The sequence below is a fragment of the Pseudomonas sp. LBUM1658 genome (genome assembly GCF_059716055.1).
Genome location: NZ_CP166798.1, coordinates 4,850,448 through 4,871,737 on the forward strand (window position 1 = coordinate 4,850,448; position 21,290 = coordinate 4,871,737).

The window sequence follows — 21,290 nt, forward strand, 5'->3', positions numbered from 1 at the left end:
CAGGCTGTGCGACTTTTACCGAGTCGCACTCTGATTAATCCGGCAACACATCTCTGTTTCCCTTAAAACATTCCTCTCCCGGGCCTGTGCTGTTTTCGCGATCTGTCGTCACGCCCAACAATTACGGGCCCCGCAGCGCCAACAAAGAGTCAACTGGCTGCCCTGAGCCACACCGGAAAAACCCTGCAAACGTCTACAATCCAGCTGTACGACACAGTTTGAAATAGTCACTTGGTTGAATAGCCTGGTGCCGCACCTTATATACCCCGCAGTACGCTACATATTTAGCATGAGGAGATTTCTACAACCATGATGCGCATCTTGCTGTTTTTGGCCACTAACCTGGCGGTCGTGCTGATTGCCAGCATCACCCTGAGCCTTTTCGGCTTCAACGGGTTCATGGCGGCCAATGGGGTTGATCTCAACCTCAATCAGCTGCTGATTTTCTGTGCGGTCTTTGGTTTCGCAGGTTCGCTGTTCTCGCTGTTCATCTCCAAGTGGATGGCGAAGATGAGCACCAGCACCCAAATCATCAGCCAGCCGCGCACTCGCCATGAACAATGGCTGCTGCAAACCGTCGAGCAATTGTCCCGCGAAGCCGGGATCAAGATGCCTGAAGTCGGGATCTTCCCGGCCTATGAGGCCAACGCCTTCGCCACCGGCTGGAACAAGAACGACGCGCTGGTCGCTGTCAGCCAGGGTCTGCTGGAGCGCTTTTCACCGGATGAAGTGAAAGCCGTGCTGGCCCATGAAATCGGCCACGTGGCCAACGGCGACATGGTGACCCTGGCGCTGATACAAGGCGTGGTGAACACCTTCGTGATGTTCTTCGCACGTATCATCGGCAACTTCGTCGACAAGGTGATTTTCAAGAACGAAGAAGGTCAGGGCATCGCTTACTACGTGGCGACCATCTTCGCCGAACTGGTACTGGGTATCCTGGCCAGCTCGATCGTCATGTGGTTCTCGCGTAAACGCGAATTCCGCGCGGACGAAGCCGGTGCTCAACTGGCCGGTACCAGCGCCATGATCGGCGCCCTGCAGCGCCTGCGTTCGGAACAAGGCCTGCCGGTACACATGCCGGACACCCTGAATGCCTTTGGCATCAATGGTGGCGTCAAGCAAGGCCTGGCTCGCATGTTCATGAGCCACCCGCCGCTGGAAGAGCGCATCGACGCCCTGCGCCGTCGTGGCTGATAACGTTCACTGAAACACCCAAAGGGGCGACGCAAGTCGCCCTTTTGCGTTGGCCCTCCCAGTCAGTTCTTTAGCAGACGATATACCCGCTCATCCAGACTGGTGACCCCACCCTGGAGAAACTTCCAGCTCTCGCCGAGGATATCCCGCTCTTCCAGGACTTGAAGCTGCCAGTGATCGCCAAGCAGGCTTTTGACTTCAGCATCGACCACCGCAAATGGCGGCCCGGCCATCTGCATCTGGTCGTAGTCCAGAGTAATCAGCAAACCCTCACAACCCGACGGCAGGATCCGACGCAGATGCGCGGCGTACTGCTCGCGCATCGGCGACGGCAAGGCAATCAGCGCCGCCCGGTCATAGATCGCCGCGCACGCGGCCACATCCTCGGCAGTCAAGGCAAAGAAGTCTCCGCACCACAGCTCTATCAAGCCCACCTGATAGACCGTGAAAGCGCCCCGCTGGCTGATCTGTGGCTCAAGTTGCTGATCGCTGAAAAAGTCTGTCACAGCCTTTTCTGACAATTCGATGCCCTGCACCTGATGCCCACAACTGGCGAGCCACACAAGGTCCAGGCTTTTTCCACACAACGGCACCAGCACCCGCGAGCCTTGCGCCAAGCCCAACCCGGGCCACAACCGCAGCAGATATGGATTGACCTCCGGCAGATGAAAGCCGATCTGATTACGCGCCCAACGGTTGTGCCAAAACTCTGGCTGCATAAATCACCTCGAAAATTCGATCAAAAAGCCCTAAAACTTATATTAGATTTAGATCAATGATCTGACTGAAGATGGTCTCATCTTAACGCTCAGGAACTCATTCATGTTTCCCAGTCTGTTCATCTCCCATGGTTCGCCCATGCTCGCCCTGGAACCTGGTGCCAGCGGTCCGGCCCTCGCCCGCCTGGCCGCCGAACTGCCGAAACCCAAGGCCATCGTTATTGTTTCCGCGCACTGGGAAAGTAACGAACTGCTGGTCAACGGCAATCCGCAACCTGAAACCTGGCATGACTTCGGCGGCTTCCCGGCAGCACTGTTCGCCGTGCAATATCCAGCACCCGGTGAGCCACACCTGGCCACTGAGGTGGTCGATCTATTGAAGGCTGACGGGCTGGCCGCGAGCATCGATGCCAAGCGGTCATTCGATCATGGGGTCTGGGTGCCTTTGTCGCTGATGTATCCCAGGGCCGATATACCGGTGGTGCAAATCTCACTCCCAAGTCGCCAGGGTCCAGCCCTGCAATCCCGCGTCGGCCGCGCCCTGGCCAGCCTGCGCGAGCATGGCGTGCTGCTGATCGGCTCTGGCAGCATCACCCATAACTTGCGCGAACTGGACTGGCACGCCGGCCCGGAAAGCGTCGAGCCCTGGGCCAAGGCTTTTCGCGACTGGGTGATCGACAAACTCGCCGCCAACGACGAAGCCGCCCTGCATGACTATCGCCAGCAAGCGCCCCATGCCGTGCGCAGCCATCCCAGCGACGAGCATTTGCTGCCGCTGTATTTTGCCCGTGGGGCCGGCGGTCCATTCAGCATCGCCCACCAAGGCTTCACCATGGGTGCGCTGGGGATGGACATCTATCGGTTTGGTTGACGCTATCCCTTGTAGGAGCGAGCTTGCTCGCGATGAACCGCAAAGCGCTGCAGTGATTCAGGCGCCCCGCGTCATCGTTGACGACCATCGCGAGCAAGCTCGCTCCTACAAAGGGCAAAAAAAATCCCCGAACCAGTCGGGGATTTTTTATGTTCGATCAATCAGCCCGAGAGCGGATCAATCTTCGCGATAGCGACGCAGTTTCAGCTGCTTACCGGCAACACGAGTGTCCTTCAGCTTGGTCAGCAGACGCTCCAGACCATCTTCCGGCAACTCGACCAGGCTGAAGCTGTCACGCACCTGGATGCGACCGATAGCTTCACGAGCCAGGCCACCCTCGTTGAGGATAGCGCCCAGCAGGTTCTTGGCAGCGATACCATCACGCGCACCCAGCGCGGTACGGCAACGAGCACGGCCTTCAGCCAGTGGAACCGGAGCACGACGCTCACGATCACCACGGTCTGGACGATCACCGGTACGCTCTGGACGATCGCCACGCGGTGCATTGTTCGGCACCAGTGGACGTTCTTTCTCGATCGCGGCCAGGGTCAGCGCCTGAGCGTTGGTTGCCTTGCGCAGCAGAGCAGCGGCCAGGGCACGCGGGGTGCAACCGATATCGGCGGTCAGGCGATCCAGCAACTCACCGTGAGTCGATTCGGCGTCAGCCACCAGCGGCGACAGGCTGTTGGTCAGTTTCTTGATGCGTGCATCGAGAACGGCTTGAGCGTCCGGCAGGCGAACTTCAGCAACCTTCTGACCGGTTACACGCTCGATCACTTGCAGCATGCGGCGCTCACGTGGAGTCACCAGCAGCAATGCACGACCTTCGCGACCGGCACGGCCGGTACGGCCGATACGGTGAACGTAGGACTCTGGGTCGTACGGCATATCAACGTTGAAAACGTGAGTGATACGCGGAACGTCCAGACCACGAGCAGCAACGTCGGTGGCCACAACGATGTCCAGACGGCCATCCTTGAGGGACTCGATCACGCGCTCACGCTGGTTCTGAGCAATGTCACCGTTCAGCGCAGCGGCTTTGTAGCCTTTGGCTTCAAGGGCACTGGCCAGGTCCAGGGTCGCTTGCTTGGTACGCACGAACATGATCAGCGCGTCGAAGTCTTCCACTTCCAGCAGGCTCAATACAGCCGAGGTCTTCTGGTCAGCGTGAACCAACAGGTGAGCCTGTTCGATCGCGGTAACGGTCTGAGTCTTGGTCTGGATCTTCACGTGCTTCGGATCGCGCAGATGGCGCTCGGCGATGGCACGGATCGATTGCGGCAGAGTGGCCGAGAACAATACGGTCTGACGGGTTGCCGGCATGGCCTTGAAGATAACTTCCAGGTCGTCCATGAAGCCCAGTTTGAGCATTTCGTCCGCTTCGTCGAGAACCAGGTGGTTCACGGTAGCCAGGACTTTTTCGTCGCGACGCAGGTGGTCGCAAAGACGACCCGGAGTGGCGACAACGATCTGTGCGCCATTACGGATAGCTTTCAGTTGTGGGCCCATCGGCGCGCCGCCGTAGACAGCCACAACAGTTACGCCTGGCATTTGCTTGGCGTAGGTTTCGAAAGCGGTTGCAACTTGCAGCGCCAGCTCACGGGTCGGAGCCAGGATCAGAGCCTGTGGCTCGCGCTTGGCAGGATCGATGCAATGCAGGATCGGCAGGGCGAACGCAGCGGTTTTACCCGTACCGGTTTGCGCCTGACCAATCATGTCGTGACCGGCCATGATGATCGGGATCGATTGCTGCTGAATAGCCGAAGGCTCTTCATAGCCAGTCGCGATGACGGCTGCAAGAATGTTTGGGTGAAGTTCAAAAGCGGCGAAGCCGCCGGTTTCCTGGGTCATGGGTCTGCCTCTAAGTGCATCCGCAAAGACCCATGCTCCAAAGCTGCGCATGCCGTGTAAGACTCAAGAGTCGCCCTGGCTGCTTTGTCGGCGGGGATTTGCGAAAACGTTTGAATGAATGGAACGTCAAGGATCGTCCGCAGAGCGGACAAGCAGCCGAAGCTGGCTTCGGGGGAATTGCTATACCTGAACGTGGCCCGGTTAAAGGCCGGCGCGCACTATACCGGAAATACCGAAAAAAGGGAGAAATATTTATCAGAAAAATCACCTGTACACCTCTCTGTCACGGGCTTTGCGGATAATCCTCCCAGCGTCTATTTTTTAAAGGCCCGGTCTTGTTGGCCATGACGCTTAAACGGTTCATCTTTCAGCCTGAACGCTTCAGTCCGTAACCCCTTTGCCGCCCAAGGATATCCCCATGAATCCGCCCAGCCCAAGTCGCGTCAGCCGTGAGCAACGCGGTCATATCCTGTTGATCGGCCTGGATCGCGTTGCCAAGCGCAATGCCTTCGACCTCGACCTGCTCAATGAGCTCAGCCTGGCCTATGGCGAGTTCGAACGTAACGCCGAGGCTCGGGTAGCGGTAGTGTTCGGTCACGGCGAACACTTCACCGCCGGTCTCGACCTCGCAAATGTCGCGGCCGCCCTGGCTGAAGGCTGGCAGGCGCCGTCCGGCGGTTGCGATCCGTGGGGCGTATTCGCCGGGCCCAGGGTCAGTAAACCGGTGATTGTCGCCGTACAAGGCTACTGCCTGACGCTCGGCATCGAATTGATGCTGGCCGCCGATATCAACCTGTGCGCCAGCAACACCCGCTTCGCCCAACTGGAAGTCCAGCGCGGGCTCTTCCCTTTCGGCGGCGCCACATTACGCCTGCATCAGATCGCTGGCTGGGGCAATGCCATGCGCTGGCTGCTGACCGGCGATGAGTTCGATGCCCATGAAGCGTTGCGCCTGGGTCTGGTTCAGGAGGTGATGGCCAGTGAGGACCTGATGCCACGCGCACTTGCATTGGCAGAACGTATTGCCAGACAAGCACCACTGGGCGTCCAGGCGACCCTGATGTCGGCGCGCCAGGCGCGTCTTGACGGTGAAACCGCCGCTATTCAAGGGTTGCCGCCGGCGGTCAAGACGCTGCTGAACAGCGAGGATGCCAAAGAGGGTCTGCGGGCAATGCAGGAGCGGCGACCTGGGGTGTTCAAGGGGTGTTGAGAAGCACCAGAAACCCCTGTGGCGAGGGAGCTTGCTGTGGCGAGGGGGCTTGCCCCCGCTCGGCCGCGCAGCGGTCGTAATCCGGCTGGTGCGGTCTGCCTGAATAACCGCGATTGCCAATTTTAGGGCCGCTTCGCGACCCAGCGGGGGCAAGCCCCCTCGCCACAATAGCTCCCCACAAACCTTCAGGTAGCCGGGCGGATCACCTTGATCAGCGACTGCAGCGAGTAACCCAGTCGCGGCGCCAGGGCTTCGGCCCGTGCGCTCAGGCCGTCCATATCCAGGGTTTGATCGAGATCGGCGGGGACGAACAGGATCACATTACCCTCCTTCACCGGCAGCTCCCAGTAATGCCGGTGATAAAGACCACGCAGCAAAGCTGCACCCAACGGTTTGCCGTCGTCGGTGGCCCATTGATTGATCACCAGCCAGCCACCCGGATTCAGGCGTTTCTGGCAGTTCTCCAAAAAATTCCAGGCCAGATGCCCGACACCCGGGCCGACGTCGGTATAAAGGTCGACGAAGATCAGATCCGCCGACTCGGCCGTTTCGAGCAACTCGAGGGCATCGCCAATTCGGATATAAAGCCGCGGGTCGTCATCCAGACCCAGGTATTCGATGGCCAGACGGGGTACATCGGGGCGCAACTCGATGGCTTCGACGTCTTCCAGCGGCAGGAACTTGAGGCAGGCCTGGGTCAGCGTGCCCGCGCCAAGGCCGAGAAACAACGCGCTTTCCGGAGTTTCGTGACACAGCGCACCGACCAGCATGGCCCGGGTATAGTCATACTCCAGCCAGCTTGGGTCGGCGGTGAACACGCAGCTCTGCTCGATGGCATCGCCAAATTCGAGAAAGCGATAATCCGCCACTTCCAGTACCCGAATCATGCCAAAGTCATCGTGCACCTCGGCGAGCAGGTGCTCGACGCGCTCCTCAGTCATCTCATCTCCTAAACGTCACCGGGCTCAACCTCGGCAACGCGATAAATCCAGCCGCTCGGTGCCGAGCGGGAAAGGCGCGATTGTCCGCGAAGCGACTGGAACAGGTCACGCACTAATTGCTGATAACATAGCTATCCGACCGTAAAACACTAGAGTCCGTGATGAGCCAACCCTGGAGTCCTGACAGCTGGCGCGCCCTGCCGATCCAGCAACAACCCCGTTACCCTGACGCTGCGCACTTGCTGCAGGTCGAGCAAAGCCTGGCCAGTTATCCGCCGCTGGTGTTTGCCGGTGAAGCCCGGGAGTTGCGCCGTCAGTTTGCCGAGGTGACTCAGGGCCGGGCGTTTCTGCTGCAAGGCGGTGATTGCGCGGAAAGCTTTGCCGAGTTCTCGGCGGCAAAGATCCGTGACACCTTTAAAGTACTGCTGCAGATGGCGATCGTCATGACTTTCGCCGCGGGCTGCCCGGTGGTCAAGGTCGGGCGCATGGCCGGGCAATTCGCCAAGCCGCGCTCGTCCAACGACGAAACCATCAACGGCGTGACCCTGCCGGCCTACCGTGGCGACATTGTCAATGGCATCGGCTTCGACGAAAAGAGCAGGGTGCCGGACCCGGATCGGTTGCTGCAGTCCTACCATCAGTCCACCGCCACCCTGAACCTGCTACGGGCCTTCGCCCAGGGCGGGTTTGCCGACCTGCATCAAGTGCATAAATGGAATCTGGACTTTATCGCCAACTCGGCCCTGGCCGAAAAGTACAGCCACCTGGCCGATCGTATCGATGAAACCCTGGCTTTCATGCGGGCCTGCGGCATGGACAGCTCGCCGCAACTTCGTGAAACCAGCTTCTTCACCGCCCACGAAGCGCTGCTGCTGAACTACGAAGAAGCCTTCGTGCGTCGCGACAGCCTGACCAACGACTACTACGACTGCTCGGCGCACATGCTCTGGATCGGCGACCGCACGCGCCAGCTCGACGGCGCCCATGTCGAGTTCCTGCGTGGGGTGAACAACCCGATCGGGGTCAAGGTCGGCCCGAGCATGAACACCGAGGAGCTGATTCGCCTGATCGACATTCTCAACCCGGACAACGATCCCGGCCGCCTCAACCTGATCGCGCGCATGGGCGCGAACAAGGTCGGCGACCACCTGCCGCAGTTGATCCGCGCGGTGGAAAGCGAAGGCAAGAAAGTGTTGTGGAGTTCCGACCCGATGCACGGCAACACCATCAAGGCCAGCAGCGGCTACAAGACCCGCGACTTCGCGCAGATCCTTAATGAAGTGAAACAGTTCTTCCAGGTGCACGAAGCGGAAGGCAGCTACGCCGGCGGCATCCATATCGAGATGACCGGGCAGAACGTCACCGAATGCATAGGCGGCGCCCGACCGATTACCGAGGATGGTTTGTCGGACCGTTATCACACCCATTGCGACCCGCGAATGAATGCCGACCAGTCGCTGGAACTGGCGTTTTTGATTGCCGAGACGTTGAAGCAGGTTCGGCGCTGAATCAGTAGGTTTTTCGTCGTCTGATATACCGAATCGTCGGAACGCCGCCCGGAGCAAGCTCGCTCCCACAGGTACTGCACCAAACACATTTCTTGTGTACGATGCGGTCATTGTGGGAGCGAGCTTGCTCGCGATAGCGTCGGATCAGTCACCGCTGAGTTCAATCAATGCCACCCGCAACCGCGCCGCACTGGCCCTTGGGCAATTCAGCTGAATTTCCACCAACCCCAACCAATCAGCCATCTGTCGCAGATTCCTGGCTAACGCCAACATCCCCTGCTCATCCAGCCCTGGCTCTTCCTCATGCACGGCATGCACCGCTAACCGTCCCTGAGCCCGTTCGGCCCGCAGATCGACTCGGGCGGCAATCCGTTCGTTGTGCAAAAACGGCAGCACGTAGTAGCCAAAGACCCGCTTGGTCTGAGGTGTGTAGATTTCCAGCCGATAACGGAAATCAAACAATCGCTCGGTCCGGCTGCGCTCCCAGATCAATGAATCGAATGGCGAAAGCAAGGCGCTGGCCTCGACTTTGCGCGGAATTTTCGGCGCTGCCAGGCAATAGGCCGGTTGCCGCCAATCCTGAACCTCACACCTCTGCAACTCGCCCTCCTCGACCAACTCGGCCAGGCGCGCGCGGCTGTCGGCAGGCGATAGCCGGAAATAGTCGCGCAAGTCCTTGTCCGTACCGACGCCCAGTGCACTCGCCGCGTGCAGCAGCAGCCTCCGCTGGGCTTCAGCCTCGCTGAGTAGTGGTTGCTGCAGAATCGCCGCGGGAATGACCCGCTCCGGCAAATCATAAAGACGCTCGAACCCCCGGCGCCCCGAGACCGTTACCTCACCAGCGGCAAACAACCACTCCAGCGCATGCTTCTCGGCACTCCAGTCCCACCAGGGCCCCGCCCGTTCCTGACGAGTCGACAAGCTGCCAGCGCCGAGCGCCCCGCGTTCCTCAACCAGGGCCAGCACTCGACGAATCGTCTCCTGCTGCTCCCGACCGAAACAGGCCATCTGTTGATAAATACCCTCCCCTTGAGTCGCCCGCTGCATTCGCCAGCGCATCAAGGGATACATCGATAACGGCAGCAATGACGCCTCATGCCCCCAATACTCGAACAACGTCCGCCGCCGACCCTGACTCCAGGCCGCCTGATCCAGCAGATCGGCTGGGTAGTTGCCCAGACGAGAGAACAGCGGAAGGTAGTGCGAGCGCACCAGAGCATTGACCGAATCGATCTGCAGGATGCCCAGACGCTCGATCAACCGATTGAGCTGGATTGACTTGACCGTCGCTGGCGGCTGACGCCCGGAGAACCCTTGGGCGGCCAGCGCCAGACGCCGAGCCTGCTTCAGGGAAAAGCAAAGAGGAGTAGGCATTCAACGGCTCTTGGTGATGACTCACCCCACCTTAGCGGCCCTTGTATAAAACGCCAATGCCACCCGATCATCGCCGCAACGGGTCGTCCCAGAACGGACGGCTGGACTCCTTTAGTACATCGGCTCGACTCAGGCCAATGTCACGCAGCCTGTCGTCACTCAGTCGAGCCAGCTCGGCACGATCCTTACTCAGCTGCCGCCAGCGGCTCAGCTGAGCCTGTGCGGTGGATAGAACCTTACTTGAGGTTTGGAGAGCCAATCGGAGTACTTCTACCCCGACACTCCTTGCATGCTGCTGTCGTTCCATGACGCTACTCCTCAGAGATGAGGCCGCAGTCTTGTGCACGTGTCGGAGTGGGTCCAGCGAATGTCTATGACCTTCTATTACCAGATCGGCACAAACCCCAAGACCCGGGCTTGCGCCCTGAACCCTGGGGTAGTGACCGAACATTTCAGGACTATTGAGCTTATTTACCCTTACCCATGGGATCTTCCCAGAAGTGCCGTTCGGATTCCTGCTCGACATCCGCCCGACTCAACCCGATATCCTTCAGCGCTTCATCGCTCAGGCTGGCCAACAGCGCACGCTCACGATTGAGCTGGTGCCAGCGGGCGAATTTCTCCAGCAGATGGTGCAGGGAGAAACCATGGAATGAAAATTTGTCTACCAGTACAAAACCTTTTTGACCTTTCATCATGTTGCCCTCCAGTGGGGATGGCTAGAGTTTCGCGCTGGAGCTAAGATCAATCCAACGAATGTTTCTGATGCAACACATCTCGGAGATTGATCAATTGGCCTACCCGAGTATCGACACTGAAGTCCTGCGCACCTTCGTCGCAATCGCCGACCAGGGGGGCTTTACTCGCGCCGGCGAGCTGGTCAATCGCACCCAGTCCGCGGTGAGCATGCAGATGAAACGCCTGGAAGAAGATGTGTTGCAACGCCAGCTGTTTCAGCGTGATGGGCGCCAGGTGCGGTTGACTGCCGAGGGCCAGGTGCTGCTCGGCTACGCCCGGCGCATCCTGAAATTGCACAGTGAAGTGTTCAATACCCTGCGCGAACCGCACATGGTCGGCACCGTGCGCATTGGTACGCCGGATGACTATGTCATGCGCTTCTTGCCGGGGATTCTGTCGCGCTTCGCAAAAATCTATCCGCTGATCCAGATCGAAGTGCATTGCGAATCCTCCAAGCAACTGCTGCTGCGCCAGGACCTGGACCTGTCCATCGTCACCCGCGAACCTGGCAGCGAGATTGGCCAGTTGCTGCGCAAGGAGCGTTTTGTCTGGGCCGAGGCACAGTGCTTCAGCGCCCACGAGCAGACGCCGTTGCCCCTGGCGATGTTCAACAGCGATTGTTTTTGCCGGCTCTGGGCCTGCAATGCTCTGGATGCTGCCGGGCGCGACTACCGCATCGCCTACAACAGTTCCAGCCTCTCGGCGATCATGGCTATCGTCAGCGCCGGCCTGGCGGTCACCGCGCAACTGGAGAGCCTGATCACTCCGGATATGCGCATCCTCGGCGCCGCCGAAGACCTGCCGGTGCTACCTGAGGCCAGCATCATGCTGCTGCGTAACCTGAATACCCCCTCACCGATCACCGAATGCCTGGCCGAACACATCATCGACGGCTTCAAACTTTAAGCGCGAGCATCACCGCACAGAGCACCAGAAAGCCGCAGAACAGCCCGCGCAGCAGCCGCTCCGGCATGGCGTGGGCGATTTTCACCCCCCAACTGATGCTCAGCAGCCCGCCAGCCGCCAGGGGCAAACCGATCATCCAGTCCACCTGGTGATGGACCGCGTAGGTCACCAGCGTGACGCCGGTGCTCGGCAGGGCCAAGGCCAGGGACAGCCCTTGGGCGACCACCTGAGTGGTGCCGAACAGGCTGGTCAGCACTGGCGTGGCGACTACCGCCCCACCGACACCGAACAACCCACCCATGGTCCCGGACGCGGCGCCCAACACCCCCAGCCAGGGCCAGGGGTAACGCATCTGCGCCGATACTGGAGTGTTGGTCATGAACATTCGCGCAAGGTTGTAGGCTGACAAGGCGATCAGAAACGCGACGAATCCGATACGCATCACTCGCGCATCGATTCCCACTGCCCAAATCGAGCCCAGCCAGGCGAAGCAAAAGCCCATCAGCGCGAGGGGCAAGGCATGTTGCAGCTCAATCCGATTGCGCTGGTGATAGCGCCACAAAGCCAACATTACGTTCGGCACCACCATCACCAGGGCTGTGCCTTGGGCAATCTGTTGATCCAGACCGAACAACACGCCCAGGACGGGAATCGCAATCAGGCCGCCGCCAATACCGAATAAACCGCCCAGGGTCCCCAGGGCAGCACCAAATGCCAGATACATCACTAACTCGATCACAAGCCATTCCCTCCGTCTGGCTATGCATGCTACGCAGTCTGCTCTGGCGTGGAAACGCACAGCAACGCACAATGGCTATGCAAAAGCCGCATAAGCGAACTCAAGGCATGAACCCCAAACTCCTCACCGATCAACTCGGCCTGTTTCTGGATGTACTGGAAACCGGCAGTTTTTCCGCCGCGTCGCGGCGCCATCCACTGACGCCATCGGCAGTCGCCCGGCGCATCGACAGCCTGGAAAATGCCCTCGGCAGCCAACTGTTCATCCGCAGCACCCATGCGGTGCGCGCGACCCCGGCCGGGCTGGCCTTTGCCGAGCGAGCCCGGCGGGTAGTCGACGAATTGCGGCTGGCCCGGGCCGAAGCGGCGTCCCTTAGCGATGTCCCGGAAGGGCTGATTCGGGTGGATGCCCCGGCCGCTTTCGGCCGCCTGCACCTGGCTCCAGTGATTGCCGACTTCCTGGTGGTCTACCCGGGACTGGATGTTCAGTTACACCTGATCGACAGTTTTGTCGACATGCAGGGTTCGAACCTGGGCAAGGTCGATCTGGTGCTGCGGGCCGGACAAATGGCCGATACCCGGCTGGTCGCCACGCCTTTGGCCAGCATGGTGCGGATTGCCTGCGCCAGCCCTGCCTATTTGAAGCGGCGCGGCGCACCGACCCATCCCAGGGAACTCAGCGAGCACGATGGCCTCGATTGGGAGGGGTTGGCGCCGCCTTTCGCCTGGCGCTTCGAACTCGACGGACAGTTGCAATCATATCGTCCGCAACGCATACGGATGAGTGCCAACAATGCTGAAGCCCTGGTCTGCGGCGCGCTTGCCGGGTTGGGCATCGCGCATCTGCCGACCTGGCTGATCAGCGAGTATTTGCTGCGCGGCGAATTGCTGCCGCTGTTTTGCGAAAAGGGCCTGCCCAAACCGGAAACCACTGGAATTTATGCCCTGCGCCTGGAGCAGCAAGCCAGTTCCCGCAGCCGATTATTGCTGGAGTATCTCAAGGCCCGATTCAGCCCGATCCCGCCCTGGGATCTGGCCCTGCAGAGCGATCTGGGCTGGCAGTAAGGCGAAAATTACCTGGCGCATTAAAGATTAGCCCGCTAGATTCAGGATGAGTAATGATCAAGGTCCCAACATGAAAAGCGTTAGTTCCACCCCGGATAACTGCGAACAGCTGCTGCTCGACAATCAGCTGTGTTTTGCCCTGCATTCCACTTCGTTGTTGATGACCAAGGTCTACAAACCGCTATTGCAGGCCTTGGGTCTGACCTACCCGCAGTACCTGGCGATGATGGTGTTGTGGGAACGCGACGGATTGACTGTAGGCGAGATCAGCAACCGCCTGCTGACGGACCCTGGCTCACTGACACCGCTGCTCAAACGCCTCGAAGCCGAAGGCTTGCTCAGCCGCACCCGCAGCCGTGAAGATGAGCGGGTGGTGATCGTTGAATTGACTGCTCAAGGTCGCGCCTTGCGGGACAAGGCCCGGGATATTCCGCGATGCATCCTGGGCGCCAGTGGCCAGACCCTGGAGCAGATACGCAAGTTGCAAGGCGATTTGCTGGAATTGCGCGGGCATTTGCAAGACAGCCTTTAGGCAGCCAATCAAACCGCAAAGGATCGCAGCCTGCCTGCAGCTCCTACGCTGACCGCGTCCCCCGTGAAATCACGGATATACACCTCCCCCGTAGGAGCTGCCGCAGGCTGCGATCTTTTGATCTTGCTTGTGGGCGATTCCCGAAATCGCCAAAAGATCGCAGGCTTCGCCAGCTCCTACGCCGACTGCATACACCCGTGAAATCCCGGTTGCACACCTCCCGCAAGCTCCGATCTTTTGGGCTCTTTCGCCTTCTGAAAATGTTTTGTGAAAATTTATATTGCGTACAAACTATTTGCGAGCTACATTTATTTCGCACTTACTTAGCGCGCAAATATTTAGCGCAACAAAACCCATCGGAAAGAGGCTCCTGCCATGCAAACTCTCTATACCGCAGTCGCAACCGCTACCGGTGGCCGTGATGGCCGCGCGGTTTCCAGCGATAATATTCTCGATGTCAAACTCGCCACCCCGAAAGAACTCGGTGGCGCTGGTGGTGAGGCAACCAACCCTGAGCAGTTGTTCGCTGCCGGTTATTCCGCCTGCTTCATCGGCGCACTGAAATTCGTCGCCAGCCAGAGCAAACGCAAAATCCCCGATGACGCATCGATCACTGCCCACGTCGGTATTGGCCAGATTCCTGGCGGTTTCGGTCTGGACATCGACCTGCACGTCAATCTGCCCGGCCTGGAACAGGCTGACGCGCAAACTCTGGTCGATGCCGCGCATCAGGTTTGCCCGTACTCCAACGCCACTCGTGGCAATGTTGAAGTACGTCTGCACGTGACCGTATAAATCAGCGCCCACAAAAAAGTCCGGCTCATGCTCGCAATGCTGTAAGCAGTATCTGGCATCCAGCCATGGTGTCAGAGCCAGAAAAAACGCCGCTTTCCCGGTGAGGGATAAGCGGCGTTTTTTCCTTGAGTGAACAGCATTGCGCCCATCGGCGGGGTTTGTCGTTCAGGCGGCGACGCTACCGATTGGCTGCGGACGGTTGCGGGTGGCGCAATCCCGGCCTATGTTCCAAGCGATGCATTGCTTGTGACTGGCGCGCTTGACTGGCCGCTGGTTGCTGTCCATCCAGTGGGAATTCCCGCAGCGAGGTGACAACATGCCGAACGACTCCCGCCCCGCCGTGCTCGAACTGATCGGCAATACGCCGCTGGTGCGTGTCAGCCGCTTCGATACCGGCCCATGCACACTGTTTCTCAAGCTCGAATCGCAGAACCCCGGCGGTTCGATCAAGGATCGCATCGGCCTGGCGATGATCGACGCCGCCGAGCGCGATGGCCGCCTGCGACCCGGCGGCACCATAGTCGAGGCCACCGCCGGCAACACCGGCCTCGGCCTGGCCCTGGTCGGCCGCGCCAAGGGTTACCGGGTGGTGTTGGTGGTGCCGGACAAGATGTCCACCGAGAAGGTCTTGCACCTCAAGGCGATGGGCGCCGAGGTGCACATCACCCGCTCCGACGTTGGCAAGGGCCATCCCGACTACTATCAGGACGTCGCTGCGCGGCTGGCGCAGGAGATTCCCGACGCCTTCTTCGCCGATCAGTTCAACAACCCGGCCAACCCGCTGGCCCACGAGTGCAGCACCGCTCCGGAGATCTGGGCGCAGACTCAGCATGATGTGGATGCCATCGTCGTCGGCGTCGGATCGGCCGGCACGCTGACCGGGCTGACCCGCTTCTTTCGCCGCGTGCAGCCGAACCTGGTCATGGTGCTGGCCGATCCGCTCGGCTCAGTGATGGCCGAATACAGCCGCAGCGGCACCCTCGGTACGCCCGGCTCCTGGGCGGTAGAGGGCATCGGCGAAGACTTCATTCCGTCTATTGCCGACCTTTCCAGCGTGCGCCATGCCTATTCGATCAGCGACGAGGAAAGCTTCGATCATGCCCGCCAACTGCTGCGCGCCGAAGGCATTCTCGGCGGCTCTTCGACCGGTACATTGCTGGCCGCGGCACTGCGCTACTGCCGCGAGCAAACCGAACCGAAGCGGGTGGTCAGCTTCGTCTGCGACACTGGCACCCGCTACCTGTCCAAGGTCTACAACGACCAGTGGATGACCGATCAGGGCCTGCTTGCGCGCAAGCGCTATGGCGACCTGCGCGACCTGATCGCGCGGCGCTTCGAGGATGGCCGGGTGATCAGCGTGGGCCCGGACGACACGCTGCTCACCGCCTTCCAGCGCATGCGCCTGGCTGATGTGTCGCAACTGCCGGTGCTGGTGGACGGACAGCGGCTGGTCGGCGTGATCGACGAGTCGGATATTCTGCTTGGCGTACACGAAGACGCTTCGCACTTTCGCATGAGCGTGGCCAGCGCGATGACCGACAAGCTGGAAACCCTGCTTCCCGGCGCCAGTCTGGGCGAACTGGAGGCGGTGCTCGACCGTGGGCTGGTGGCGATCATCGCCGACGGTTCGGGCTTCCATGGCCTGATTACCCGCGTCGACATGCTCAATCACTTACGGAGATCCCTTGCATGAGTGAACACGATGAAACCGCCACGCCACGCGCCTTCGGCACCCGGGTGATCCATGCCGGCCAGACGCCGGACCCTTCCACCGGGGCGCTGATGCCGCCGATTTACGCCAACTCCACCTATCTGCAACAGAGCCCCGGTGTGCACAAGGGCTTCGACTACGGGCGTTCGCACAACCCGACGCGCTTTGCGTTGGAGCGTTGCGTGGCGGACCTCGAGGGCGGTACCCAGGCCTTCGCCTTCGCCTCCGGGCTGGCGGCGATCTCCAACGTGCTGGAACTGCTTGATGCTGGCGCGCACATCGTCTCGGGCAATGACTTGTACGGCGGTACTTTCCGACTGTTCGATAAGGTACGCCGGCGCAGCGCCGGGCATCGCTTCAGCTTCGTCGACCTGACTGACCTGGCGGTATTCGAAGCGGCGCTGCAAGACGACACGCGGATGGTCTGGGTCGAGACACCGAGCAATCCCTTGCTGAGCCTCACTGACCTCGCCGCCGTCGCGCGCATCTGTCGCGAGCGAGGCATCATCTGTGTGGCCGACAACACCTTTGCCAGCCCGTGGATACAGCGCCCGCTGGAGCTGGGCTTCGATATCGTGCTGCACTCGACGACCAAGTACCTGAACGGCCACTCCGACGTGATCGGCGGCATCGCGGTGGTCGGGCAGAACTTCGATCTGGCCGAGCGTCTGGGCTTCCTGCAGAACGCGGTGGGTGCTATCGCCGGGCCGTTCGACGCTTTCCTCACCCTGCGCGGAGTGAAGACCCTGGCGCTGCGCATGGAACGTCACTGCAGCAACGCGCTGGAGCTGGCGCAATGGCTGGAACGTCAGCCGCAGGTGGCGCGCGTCTATTATCCGGGCCTGCCGTCGCACCCGCAGCATGAACTGGCGCGGCGGCAGATGCGCGGGTTCGGCGGGATGATTTCCCTCGACCTGAACAGCGACCTGGCCGGCGCCAAGCGCTTCCTCGAGAGTGTGCGGATCTTCGCCTTGGCCGAGAGCCTGGGCGGGGTGGAAAGCCTGATCGAGCACCCGGCGATCATGACCCACGCCAGCATCCCCGCGCAAACCCGCGCGCAGCTTGGCATCGGCGATGCGCTGGTGCGTTTGTCAGTGGGTGTCGAGGATGTCGAAGACCTGCGCACCGATCTGGCCCAGGCGCTGGCGCGGATCTAAATAAATTCGCCATCGAGCAAGAGACTGCTGGCGGTAACCCCATACAAACCCTGCGCAACAGGCAAAAAAAATCCGGAATCTTTAACGGATTCCGGATTTTTCTGCTGATCAAGGATTAGTCGATAATCCTTGAGTGACCAGCATTGCGACTCATGGTCGGCTTTTTCGGGTGTCGTCGATTGCGCCAGAATTAATTCTTGGCGCGACCTTTGTACGAACCACCTTCACGGGTATCGATCTCGATCATGTCGCCGATTTCGATGAAATCTGCAACGCTCAGCTCGGTACCGTTTTTCAGTTTGGCAGGCTTCATCACCTTGCCCGAAGTGTCGCCGCGAGCGGAACCTTCGGTGTAGTCGACCTGACGCACGATAGTGGTCGGCAGCTCAACGGAAACCAGACGCTCTTCGAAGAAGATCGCTTCGCAAACATCGGTCATGCCTTCTTCGACGAATGGCAGAACAGCTTCGATGTCTTCGGCGTTCAGTTCGTACATGGTGTAGTCAGTGGTGTCCATGAACGTGTAGGTGTCGCCGCTGATGAAGGACAGGGTCGCTTCCTTGCGGTCGAGGATTACGTCGTCCAGTTTGTCGTCGGCGCTGTAAACGATCTCGGTCTTGTAACCGGTCAGCAGGTTTTTCAGCTTGGTTTTCATGATCGCACTGTTACGACCGGACTTGGTGAATTCAGCTTTCTGAACCAGCCAAGGGTCGTTTTCGAGACGGATCACCGTACCGGGTTTCAGTTCTTTACCAGTTTTCATTACGAATATCCGAATTTGGATGGGATTTACAAAAATCTAGGCCGCGTATCATATCCAATTTAGGTAAAACTGTACCAGTGTCGCAGCAAGATCCGCCCGCGAGGCTTGTTCCAGACACCACGCCTCGGCGTGCTCGGTCAGTTCAGGCCAGTTTTTCTGCACCGCCAGCCAGTGTTCAGCCATGTCCAGCCCGGCATTCCAGGCCCGCCACAAGCCATTGAGCGCTGACTTGGCGGACGCTGACAAGCCCTCGGTGTACAGCGCCAGGAAAGCTTCCAGCTTGTCCAGATGGACATCGTCTTCCTGCTGATAGATATGCCACAGCAATGGCCGCCCCGCCCACTGCGCCCGGACGAAAGAGTCTTCGCCGCGCACCGCATTGAAATCGCAGCACCATAGCAGCCGGTCGTAATCGTCCTGTCGGACGAACGGCAGTACCTGCACGGTCAGGGCATTACGCACTTGTACTGCGCCCACCGACAACCCGTCGACCCCGAGCCAACGCTGCACATCCGGGAGAATCCGCCCTTCGGGCACCAGCAAATGGGTCGGTTTCGAGTCCGCGGCCATGGCGTCGAGCCAACTGGCCAGCCCGGCATTTTCATAGGCGAACAACGAGATCAGTCGCGCTCCCGCTACCGGAGCAACGCCAAGTCCCTGCAGGAACTCCCGTTGGGCCAGAGGGTTCTGCTGAAACTGTCGACGCTGTTCGAGCAAGCCGGTCTCCCGCAGCAAGCCGCCAGTACCGGCCTGGAATCCCGGAAAGAAGAAGTATTTCTGCACATGCTGGTGCTTGACCGAAGGCAGGCCATGGCAGCCGATCGTCCAGTCCTCGGCACTCAAGTAATCGAGGTTGAGCCATAGCGGGGGCTTTTCCCTGGCGGCCATGGCTTCCATGTAAGCCGTCGGCAGTTGGCAAGCAAAGGCGGCGATCACCACGTCGGCGGCAGCCGTCGATTGCCACTCGGCGGACCAATGGCAAACCTCGACCCCCTGCTGCCACTGCCGGGCCGCATTGACCTCGATTGACGGACACAAGCGTTCAAAAGCGCGCAGATCATCGACCCACAACCGCACCGTGCAGGGATGCTCGGCAAGCAGTTGCCGGGCCAGGCGCCAGGTCACGCCGATGTCGCCGTAGTTATCGACGACCGTGCAGAAAATATCCCAGGTGGCTTTCATTCCGGGCTCCGTTTGGCAAAGGCGCCGATTGTCCGCATAAATGGTCTCGCGCAGAAGGGGGCGAAGTCGAATAATCTGCGACAATTGCTCCCTGCCCGATCAAAGACTGCCTGCCAGGAGGCCGCCATGCCCTTTCGTTCACACCCCCGTCGCTCAATGCCCGTCAGCCTCAATCTGCTACAGCTGAGCGCCAGCATCGCCCTGGGCATGTGGCTGGGCTTCATTGTGATCGCATTGACCTGCTGGTTGGCGTCGCGATTTCTTTTCAGCCAGCAGCTGGCGCCGCTGGCAGAGGCGGTTCAGCAGCTGACGAAACCACCCCTTGTCGAACCGAACCGCATGTTTGAGCAATACCAGCAAAATCTGCAAAAGAACGAGCAACAACAAACCCTGGACAATGCCCGCAGCAATCTGCGCAATCTGTCCAACCCCAAATGCCAGTTCTGGCTGCAACAAGACCAGACGGCCCCCAGCGACAAGAGCCGGGCCAATGTCCTGCAATTCTGCGATTGACCATGAATAAACACACCGTCCACAGCCTGATCCTCGAAAAGCTCAAGGTCGATCTCGATATCGCCCAACGCGCCGCGCAAACCGCCTACGAAACCGCGACCCACGAAGAAAACAAAGCCGAGAACAAGTACGACACCCTGGGCCTGGAGGCTTCCTATCTGGCGACAGGCCAGGCCAGGCGCGTGGAAGAGATCAGGCAGGCATTGGTGCTGTGCCAGAACCTGATATTGCGTGCGTATGACGAGCAGCAAGGCATCCAGATCGGCACCTTGCTCGGGCTTGCAGACGACAACGGCAATCAGCAGTGGCTGTTTTTGGGGCCTGATGCGGCCGGGCTGAAGGTCTATCTGGTGGGGCAGCTGATTACCGTCATCACCCCGCGTTCGCCGCTGGGTAAAAGCCTGCTGGGCAAGTTCGAAGGTGATGAGGTCGAAATCAATGTGGCGGGCACCCGGCAACAGTTTGCTGTCACCGAGGTGAAGTGAATCCTAGTGAACCGGCAGCTCGACGCCGTCGAACAGCTCTTCCAGTTCCTGTTTGTTATGGCACTGGATGGCCTTGGCCATGACTTCGCGCGTCAGGTGCGGAGCAAACTTCTCGATGAAGTCGCACATGAAGCCACGCAGGAAAGTGCCACGGCGGAAACCGATCTTGGTCACGCTGGATTCGAACAGGTCGCTGGCATCGAGCACCACCAGGTCGCTGTCGAGCTTGGTATCGACCGCCATTTTCGCAACGATGCCCACGCCCAGCCCGAGGCGCACGTAAGTCTTGATCACGTCGGCATCGGCGGCGGTGAACACCACTTTCGGGGTCAGGCCGCGATGGCTGAAGGCCTCGTCGAGTTTCGAGCGACCGGTGAAGCCGAACACGTAGGTGACGATCGGGTATTCAGCCAGAGTTTCCAGGGTCAGCTTCGGCAGCTTGGTCAGCGGATGGCCCTGGGGCACGACCACGCAGCGGTTCCAGCGGTAGCACGGCATCATCACCAAATCGCCGAACAGCTCCAGGGCTTCGGTGGCGATGGCAAAATCCACGGTGCCGTCGGCGGCCATTTCGGCGATCTGCATCGGCGAGCCCTGGTGCATGTGCAAGGCCACATCAGGGTATTGCTTGATGAAGCTGCTGATCACCGGCGGCAACGCATAACGCGCCTGGGTGTGAGTGGTGGCGATCGACAGGGTGCCTTTCTTCTCGTTGGAGAACTCCTGAGCGATCTGCTTGATGCTCTCGACCTTGCGCAGGATCTCGCCAGCCGTGGTGATGATGCGCTCACCGGCCGGGGTGACTCGCGTCAGGTGCTTGCCGCTGCGGGCGAAAACCTCGACCCCCAGCTCGTCCTCGAGCAGGCGGATCTGCTTGCTGATGCCCGGTTGCGAGGTGTAAAGGCTTTGGGCAGTAGCGGAAACGTTGAGGTCGTGGTGCGCCACTTCCCAGATGTAGCGCAATTGTTGAAGCTTCATATGTATCCCTCAAAGCAGGTAGACGCCACGGCATCAGCGACGATATATAACTATAT

22 protein-coding genes are annotated in these 21,290 nt (G+C 59.9%); 12 read left to right on the top strand and 10 right to left on the bottom strand.

Translation table 11 applies throughout. The annotated features are described in order from the left end of the window. Nucleotides 1-309 precede the first annotated feature (309 nt). Nucleotides 310-1,197 (top strand): protease HtpX, encoded by an 888-nt coding sequence (htpX, locus tag ACA064_RS22215; protein WP_497670044.1) that lies wholly within the window; start codon nucleotides 310-312, stop codon nucleotides 1,195-1,197. A gap of 62 nt (nucleotides 1,198-1,259) precedes the next feature. Here htpX and ACA064_RS22220 read toward each other — a convergent pair whose 3' ends face one another. Continuing rightward, nucleotides 1,260-1,916: a thiopurine S-methyltransferase gene (locus tag ACA064_RS22220; RefSeq protein WP_497670045.1), complete on the bottom strand. Its 657-nt coding sequence runs from the start codon at nucleotides 1,914-1,916 to the stop codon at nucleotides 1,260-1,262. A gap of 103 nt (nucleotides 1,917-2,019) precedes the next feature. Between ACA064_RS22220 and ACA064_RS22225 the strand changes: the two genes are divergently transcribed. Next, nucleotides 2,020-2,787: a DODA-type extradiol aromatic ring-opening family dioxygenase gene (locus ACA064_RS22225; protein ID WP_497670046.1), complete on the top strand. Its 768-nt coding sequence runs from the start codon at nucleotides 2,020-2,022 to the stop codon at nucleotides 2,785-2,787. Nucleotides 2,788-2,964: 177 nt separating this feature from the next. Here ACA064_RS22225 and ACA064_RS22230 read toward each other — a convergent pair whose 3' ends face one another. Then, complete coding sequence (locus tag ACA064_RS22230) at nucleotides 2,965-4,638, bottom strand: DEAD/DEAH box helicase (RefSeq protein WP_497670047.1); 1,674 nt, start codon at nucleotides 4,636-4,638, stop codon at nucleotides 2,965-2,967. A 418-nt stretch (nucleotides 4,639-5,056) separates the two neighbouring features. On the opposite strand from ACA064_RS22230, the gene ACA064_RS22235 reads away from it, so the two are divergent. Next, nucleotides 5,057-5,848 (top strand): crotonase/enoyl-CoA hydratase family protein, encoded by a 792-nt coding sequence (locus ACA064_RS22235; RefSeq protein WP_497670048.1) that lies wholly within the window; start codon nucleotides 5,057-5,059, stop codon nucleotides 5,846-5,848. Between the two features lie 185 nt (nucleotides 5,849-6,033). Here ACA064_RS22235 and ACA064_RS22240 read toward each other — a convergent pair whose 3' ends face one another. Continuing rightward, entirely contained in the window at nucleotides 6,034-6,789 is a 756-nt protein-coding gene (locus ACA064_RS22240; protein WP_497670049.1) for a spermidine synthase, read from the bottom strand. Nucleotides 6,790-6,950: 161 nt separating this feature from the next. Between ACA064_RS22240 and ACA064_RS22245 the strand changes: the two genes are divergently transcribed. Next, nucleotides 6,951-8,297, top strand: a complete 1,347-nt coding sequence (locus ACA064_RS22245; protein WP_497670050.1) for a class II 3-deoxy-7-phosphoheptulonate synthase — start codon at nucleotides 6,951-6,953, stop codon at nucleotides 8,295-8,297. Nucleotides 8,298-8,441: 144 nt separating this feature from the next. Here the strand turns inward: ACA064_RS22245 and ACA064_RS22250 are convergent, their stop codons facing one another. The 3 genes from ACA064_RS22250 to ACA064_RS22260 all read right to left on the bottom strand — a co-directional run bounded on the left by ACA064_RS22250 (nucleotide 8,442) and on the right by ACA064_RS22260 (nucleotide 10,366). Then, complete coding sequence (locus ACA064_RS22250; RefSeq protein ID WP_497670051.1) at nucleotides 8,442-9,671, bottom strand: winged helix-turn-helix domain-containing protein; 1,230 nt, start codon at nucleotides 9,669-9,671, stop codon at nucleotides 8,442-8,444. 67 nt (nucleotides 9,672-9,738) lie between these two features. Continuing rightward, nucleotides 9,739-10,197 (bottom strand): DUF1127 domain-containing protein, encoded by a 459-nt coding sequence (locus ACA064_RS22255; protein ID WP_497670052.1) that lies wholly within the window; start codon nucleotides 10,195-10,197, stop codon nucleotides 9,739-9,741. After that, nucleotides 10,139-10,366, bottom strand: coding sequence for a DUF1127 domain-containing protein (locus tag ACA064_RS22260; protein WP_497674312.1), 228 nt, complete (start codon nucleotides 10,364-10,366; stop codon nucleotides 10,139-10,141). The genes ACA064_RS22255 and ACA064_RS22260 overlap by 59 nt, the downstream gene beginning before the upstream one ends. Before the next feature lie 70 nt (nucleotides 10,367-10,436). On the opposite strand from ACA064_RS22260, the gene ACA064_RS22265 reads away from it, so the two are divergent. Further along, nucleotides 10,437-11,315 carry a LysR family transcriptional regulator gene (locus ACA064_RS22265; protein WP_497670053.1) on the top strand — a complete coding sequence of 293 codons (879 nt, stop codon included), beginning with the start codon at nucleotides 10,437-10,439 and terminating at the stop codon, nucleotides 11,313-11,315. Here the strand turns inward: ACA064_RS22265 and ACA064_RS22270 are convergent. After that, a complete protein-coding gene (locus ACA064_RS22270) occupies nucleotides 11,305-12,054 on the bottom strand; it encodes a sulfite exporter TauE/SafE family protein (protein WP_497670054.1) in 750 nt (249 codons plus the stop codon). The two genes, ACA064_RS22265 and ACA064_RS22270, sit on opposite strands and share 11 nt — an antisense overlap. A gap of 107 nt (nucleotides 12,055-12,161) precedes the next feature. Here ACA064_RS22270 and ACA064_RS22275 point away from each other — a divergent pair, with 107 nt between their 5' ends. From ACA064_RS22275 to ACA064_RS22295, 5 genes are all read left to right on the top strand, one after another. Then, entirely contained in the window at nucleotides 12,162-13,118 is a 957-nt protein-coding gene (locus ACA064_RS22275; RefSeq protein ID WP_497670055.1) for a LysR family transcriptional regulator, read from the top strand. Nucleotides 13,119-13,188: 70 nt separating this feature from the next. After that, on the top strand, nucleotides 13,189-13,650 hold the full coding sequence (locus ACA064_RS22280) for a MarR family winged helix-turn-helix transcriptional regulator (protein ID WP_497670056.1): 462 nt from the start codon (nucleotides 13,189-13,191) through the stop codon (nucleotides 13,648-13,650). Between the two features lie 375 nt (nucleotides 13,651-14,025). Continuing rightward, nucleotides 14,026-14,445 carry an organic hydroperoxide resistance protein gene (locus ACA064_RS22285; protein ID WP_150644130.1) on the top strand — a complete coding sequence of 140 codons (420 nt, stop codon included), beginning with the start codon at nucleotides 14,026-14,028 and terminating at the stop codon, nucleotides 14,443-14,445. Between the two features lie 316 nt (nucleotides 14,446-14,761). After that, nucleotides 14,762-16,138 (top strand): pyridoxal-phosphate dependent enzyme, encoded by a 1,377-nt coding sequence (locus ACA064_RS22290; RefSeq protein WP_497670057.1) that lies wholly within the window; start codon nucleotides 14,762-14,764, stop codon nucleotides 16,136-16,138. After that, the gene (locus tag ACA064_RS22295) at nucleotides 16,135-17,313 is read left to right on the top strand and encodes a cystathionine gamma-synthase (protein WP_497670058.1); all 1,179 of its coding nucleotides are present in this window, start codon (nucleotides 16,135-16,137) and stop codon (nucleotides 17,311-17,313) included. The genes ACA064_RS22290 and ACA064_RS22295 overlap by 4 nt, the downstream gene beginning before the upstream one ends. A 190-nt stretch (nucleotides 17,314-17,503) precedes the next feature. Here ACA064_RS22295 and ACA064_RS22300 read toward each other — a convergent pair whose 3' ends face one another. Beyond that, on the bottom strand, nucleotides 17,504-18,076 hold the full coding sequence (locus ACA064_RS22300) for an elongation factor P (RefSeq protein WP_150644131.1): 573 nt from the start codon (nucleotides 18,074-18,076) through the stop codon (nucleotides 17,504-17,506). 48 nt (nucleotides 18,077-18,124) lie between these two features. Then, entirely contained in the window at nucleotides 18,125-19,258 is a 1,134-nt protein-coding gene (gene earP, locus ACA064_RS22305; RefSeq protein WP_497670059.1) for an elongation factor P maturation arginine rhamnosyltransferase EarP, read from the bottom strand. 126 nt (nucleotides 19,259-19,384) lie between these two features. Here earP and ACA064_RS22310 point away from each other — a divergent pair, with 126 nt between their 5' ends. Together ACA064_RS22310 and ACA064_RS22315 are read left to right on the top strand one after the other, a co-directional pair. After that, nucleotides 19,385-19,771 (top strand): hypothetical protein, encoded by a 387-nt coding sequence (locus tag ACA064_RS22310; RefSeq protein WP_497670060.1) that lies wholly within the window; start codon nucleotides 19,385-19,387, stop codon nucleotides 19,769-19,771. Between the two features lie 2 nt (nucleotides 19,772-19,773). Then, complete coding sequence (locus ACA064_RS22315) at nucleotides 19,774-20,256, top strand: GreA/GreB family elongation factor (RefSeq protein WP_497670061.1); 483 nt, start codon at nucleotides 19,774-19,776, stop codon at nucleotides 20,254-20,256. A 3-nt stretch (nucleotides 20,257-20,259) separates the two neighbouring features. On the opposite strand, the gene cysB is transcribed toward ACA064_RS22315, so the two are convergent. Beyond that, nucleotides 20,260-21,234, bottom strand: coding sequence for an HTH-type transcriptional regulator CysB (gene cysB / locus ACA064_RS22320; protein WP_497670062.1), 975 nt, complete (start codon nucleotides 21,232-21,234; stop codon nucleotides 20,260-20,262). Between the last annotated feature and the right edge of the window lie 56 nt (nucleotides 21,235-21,290).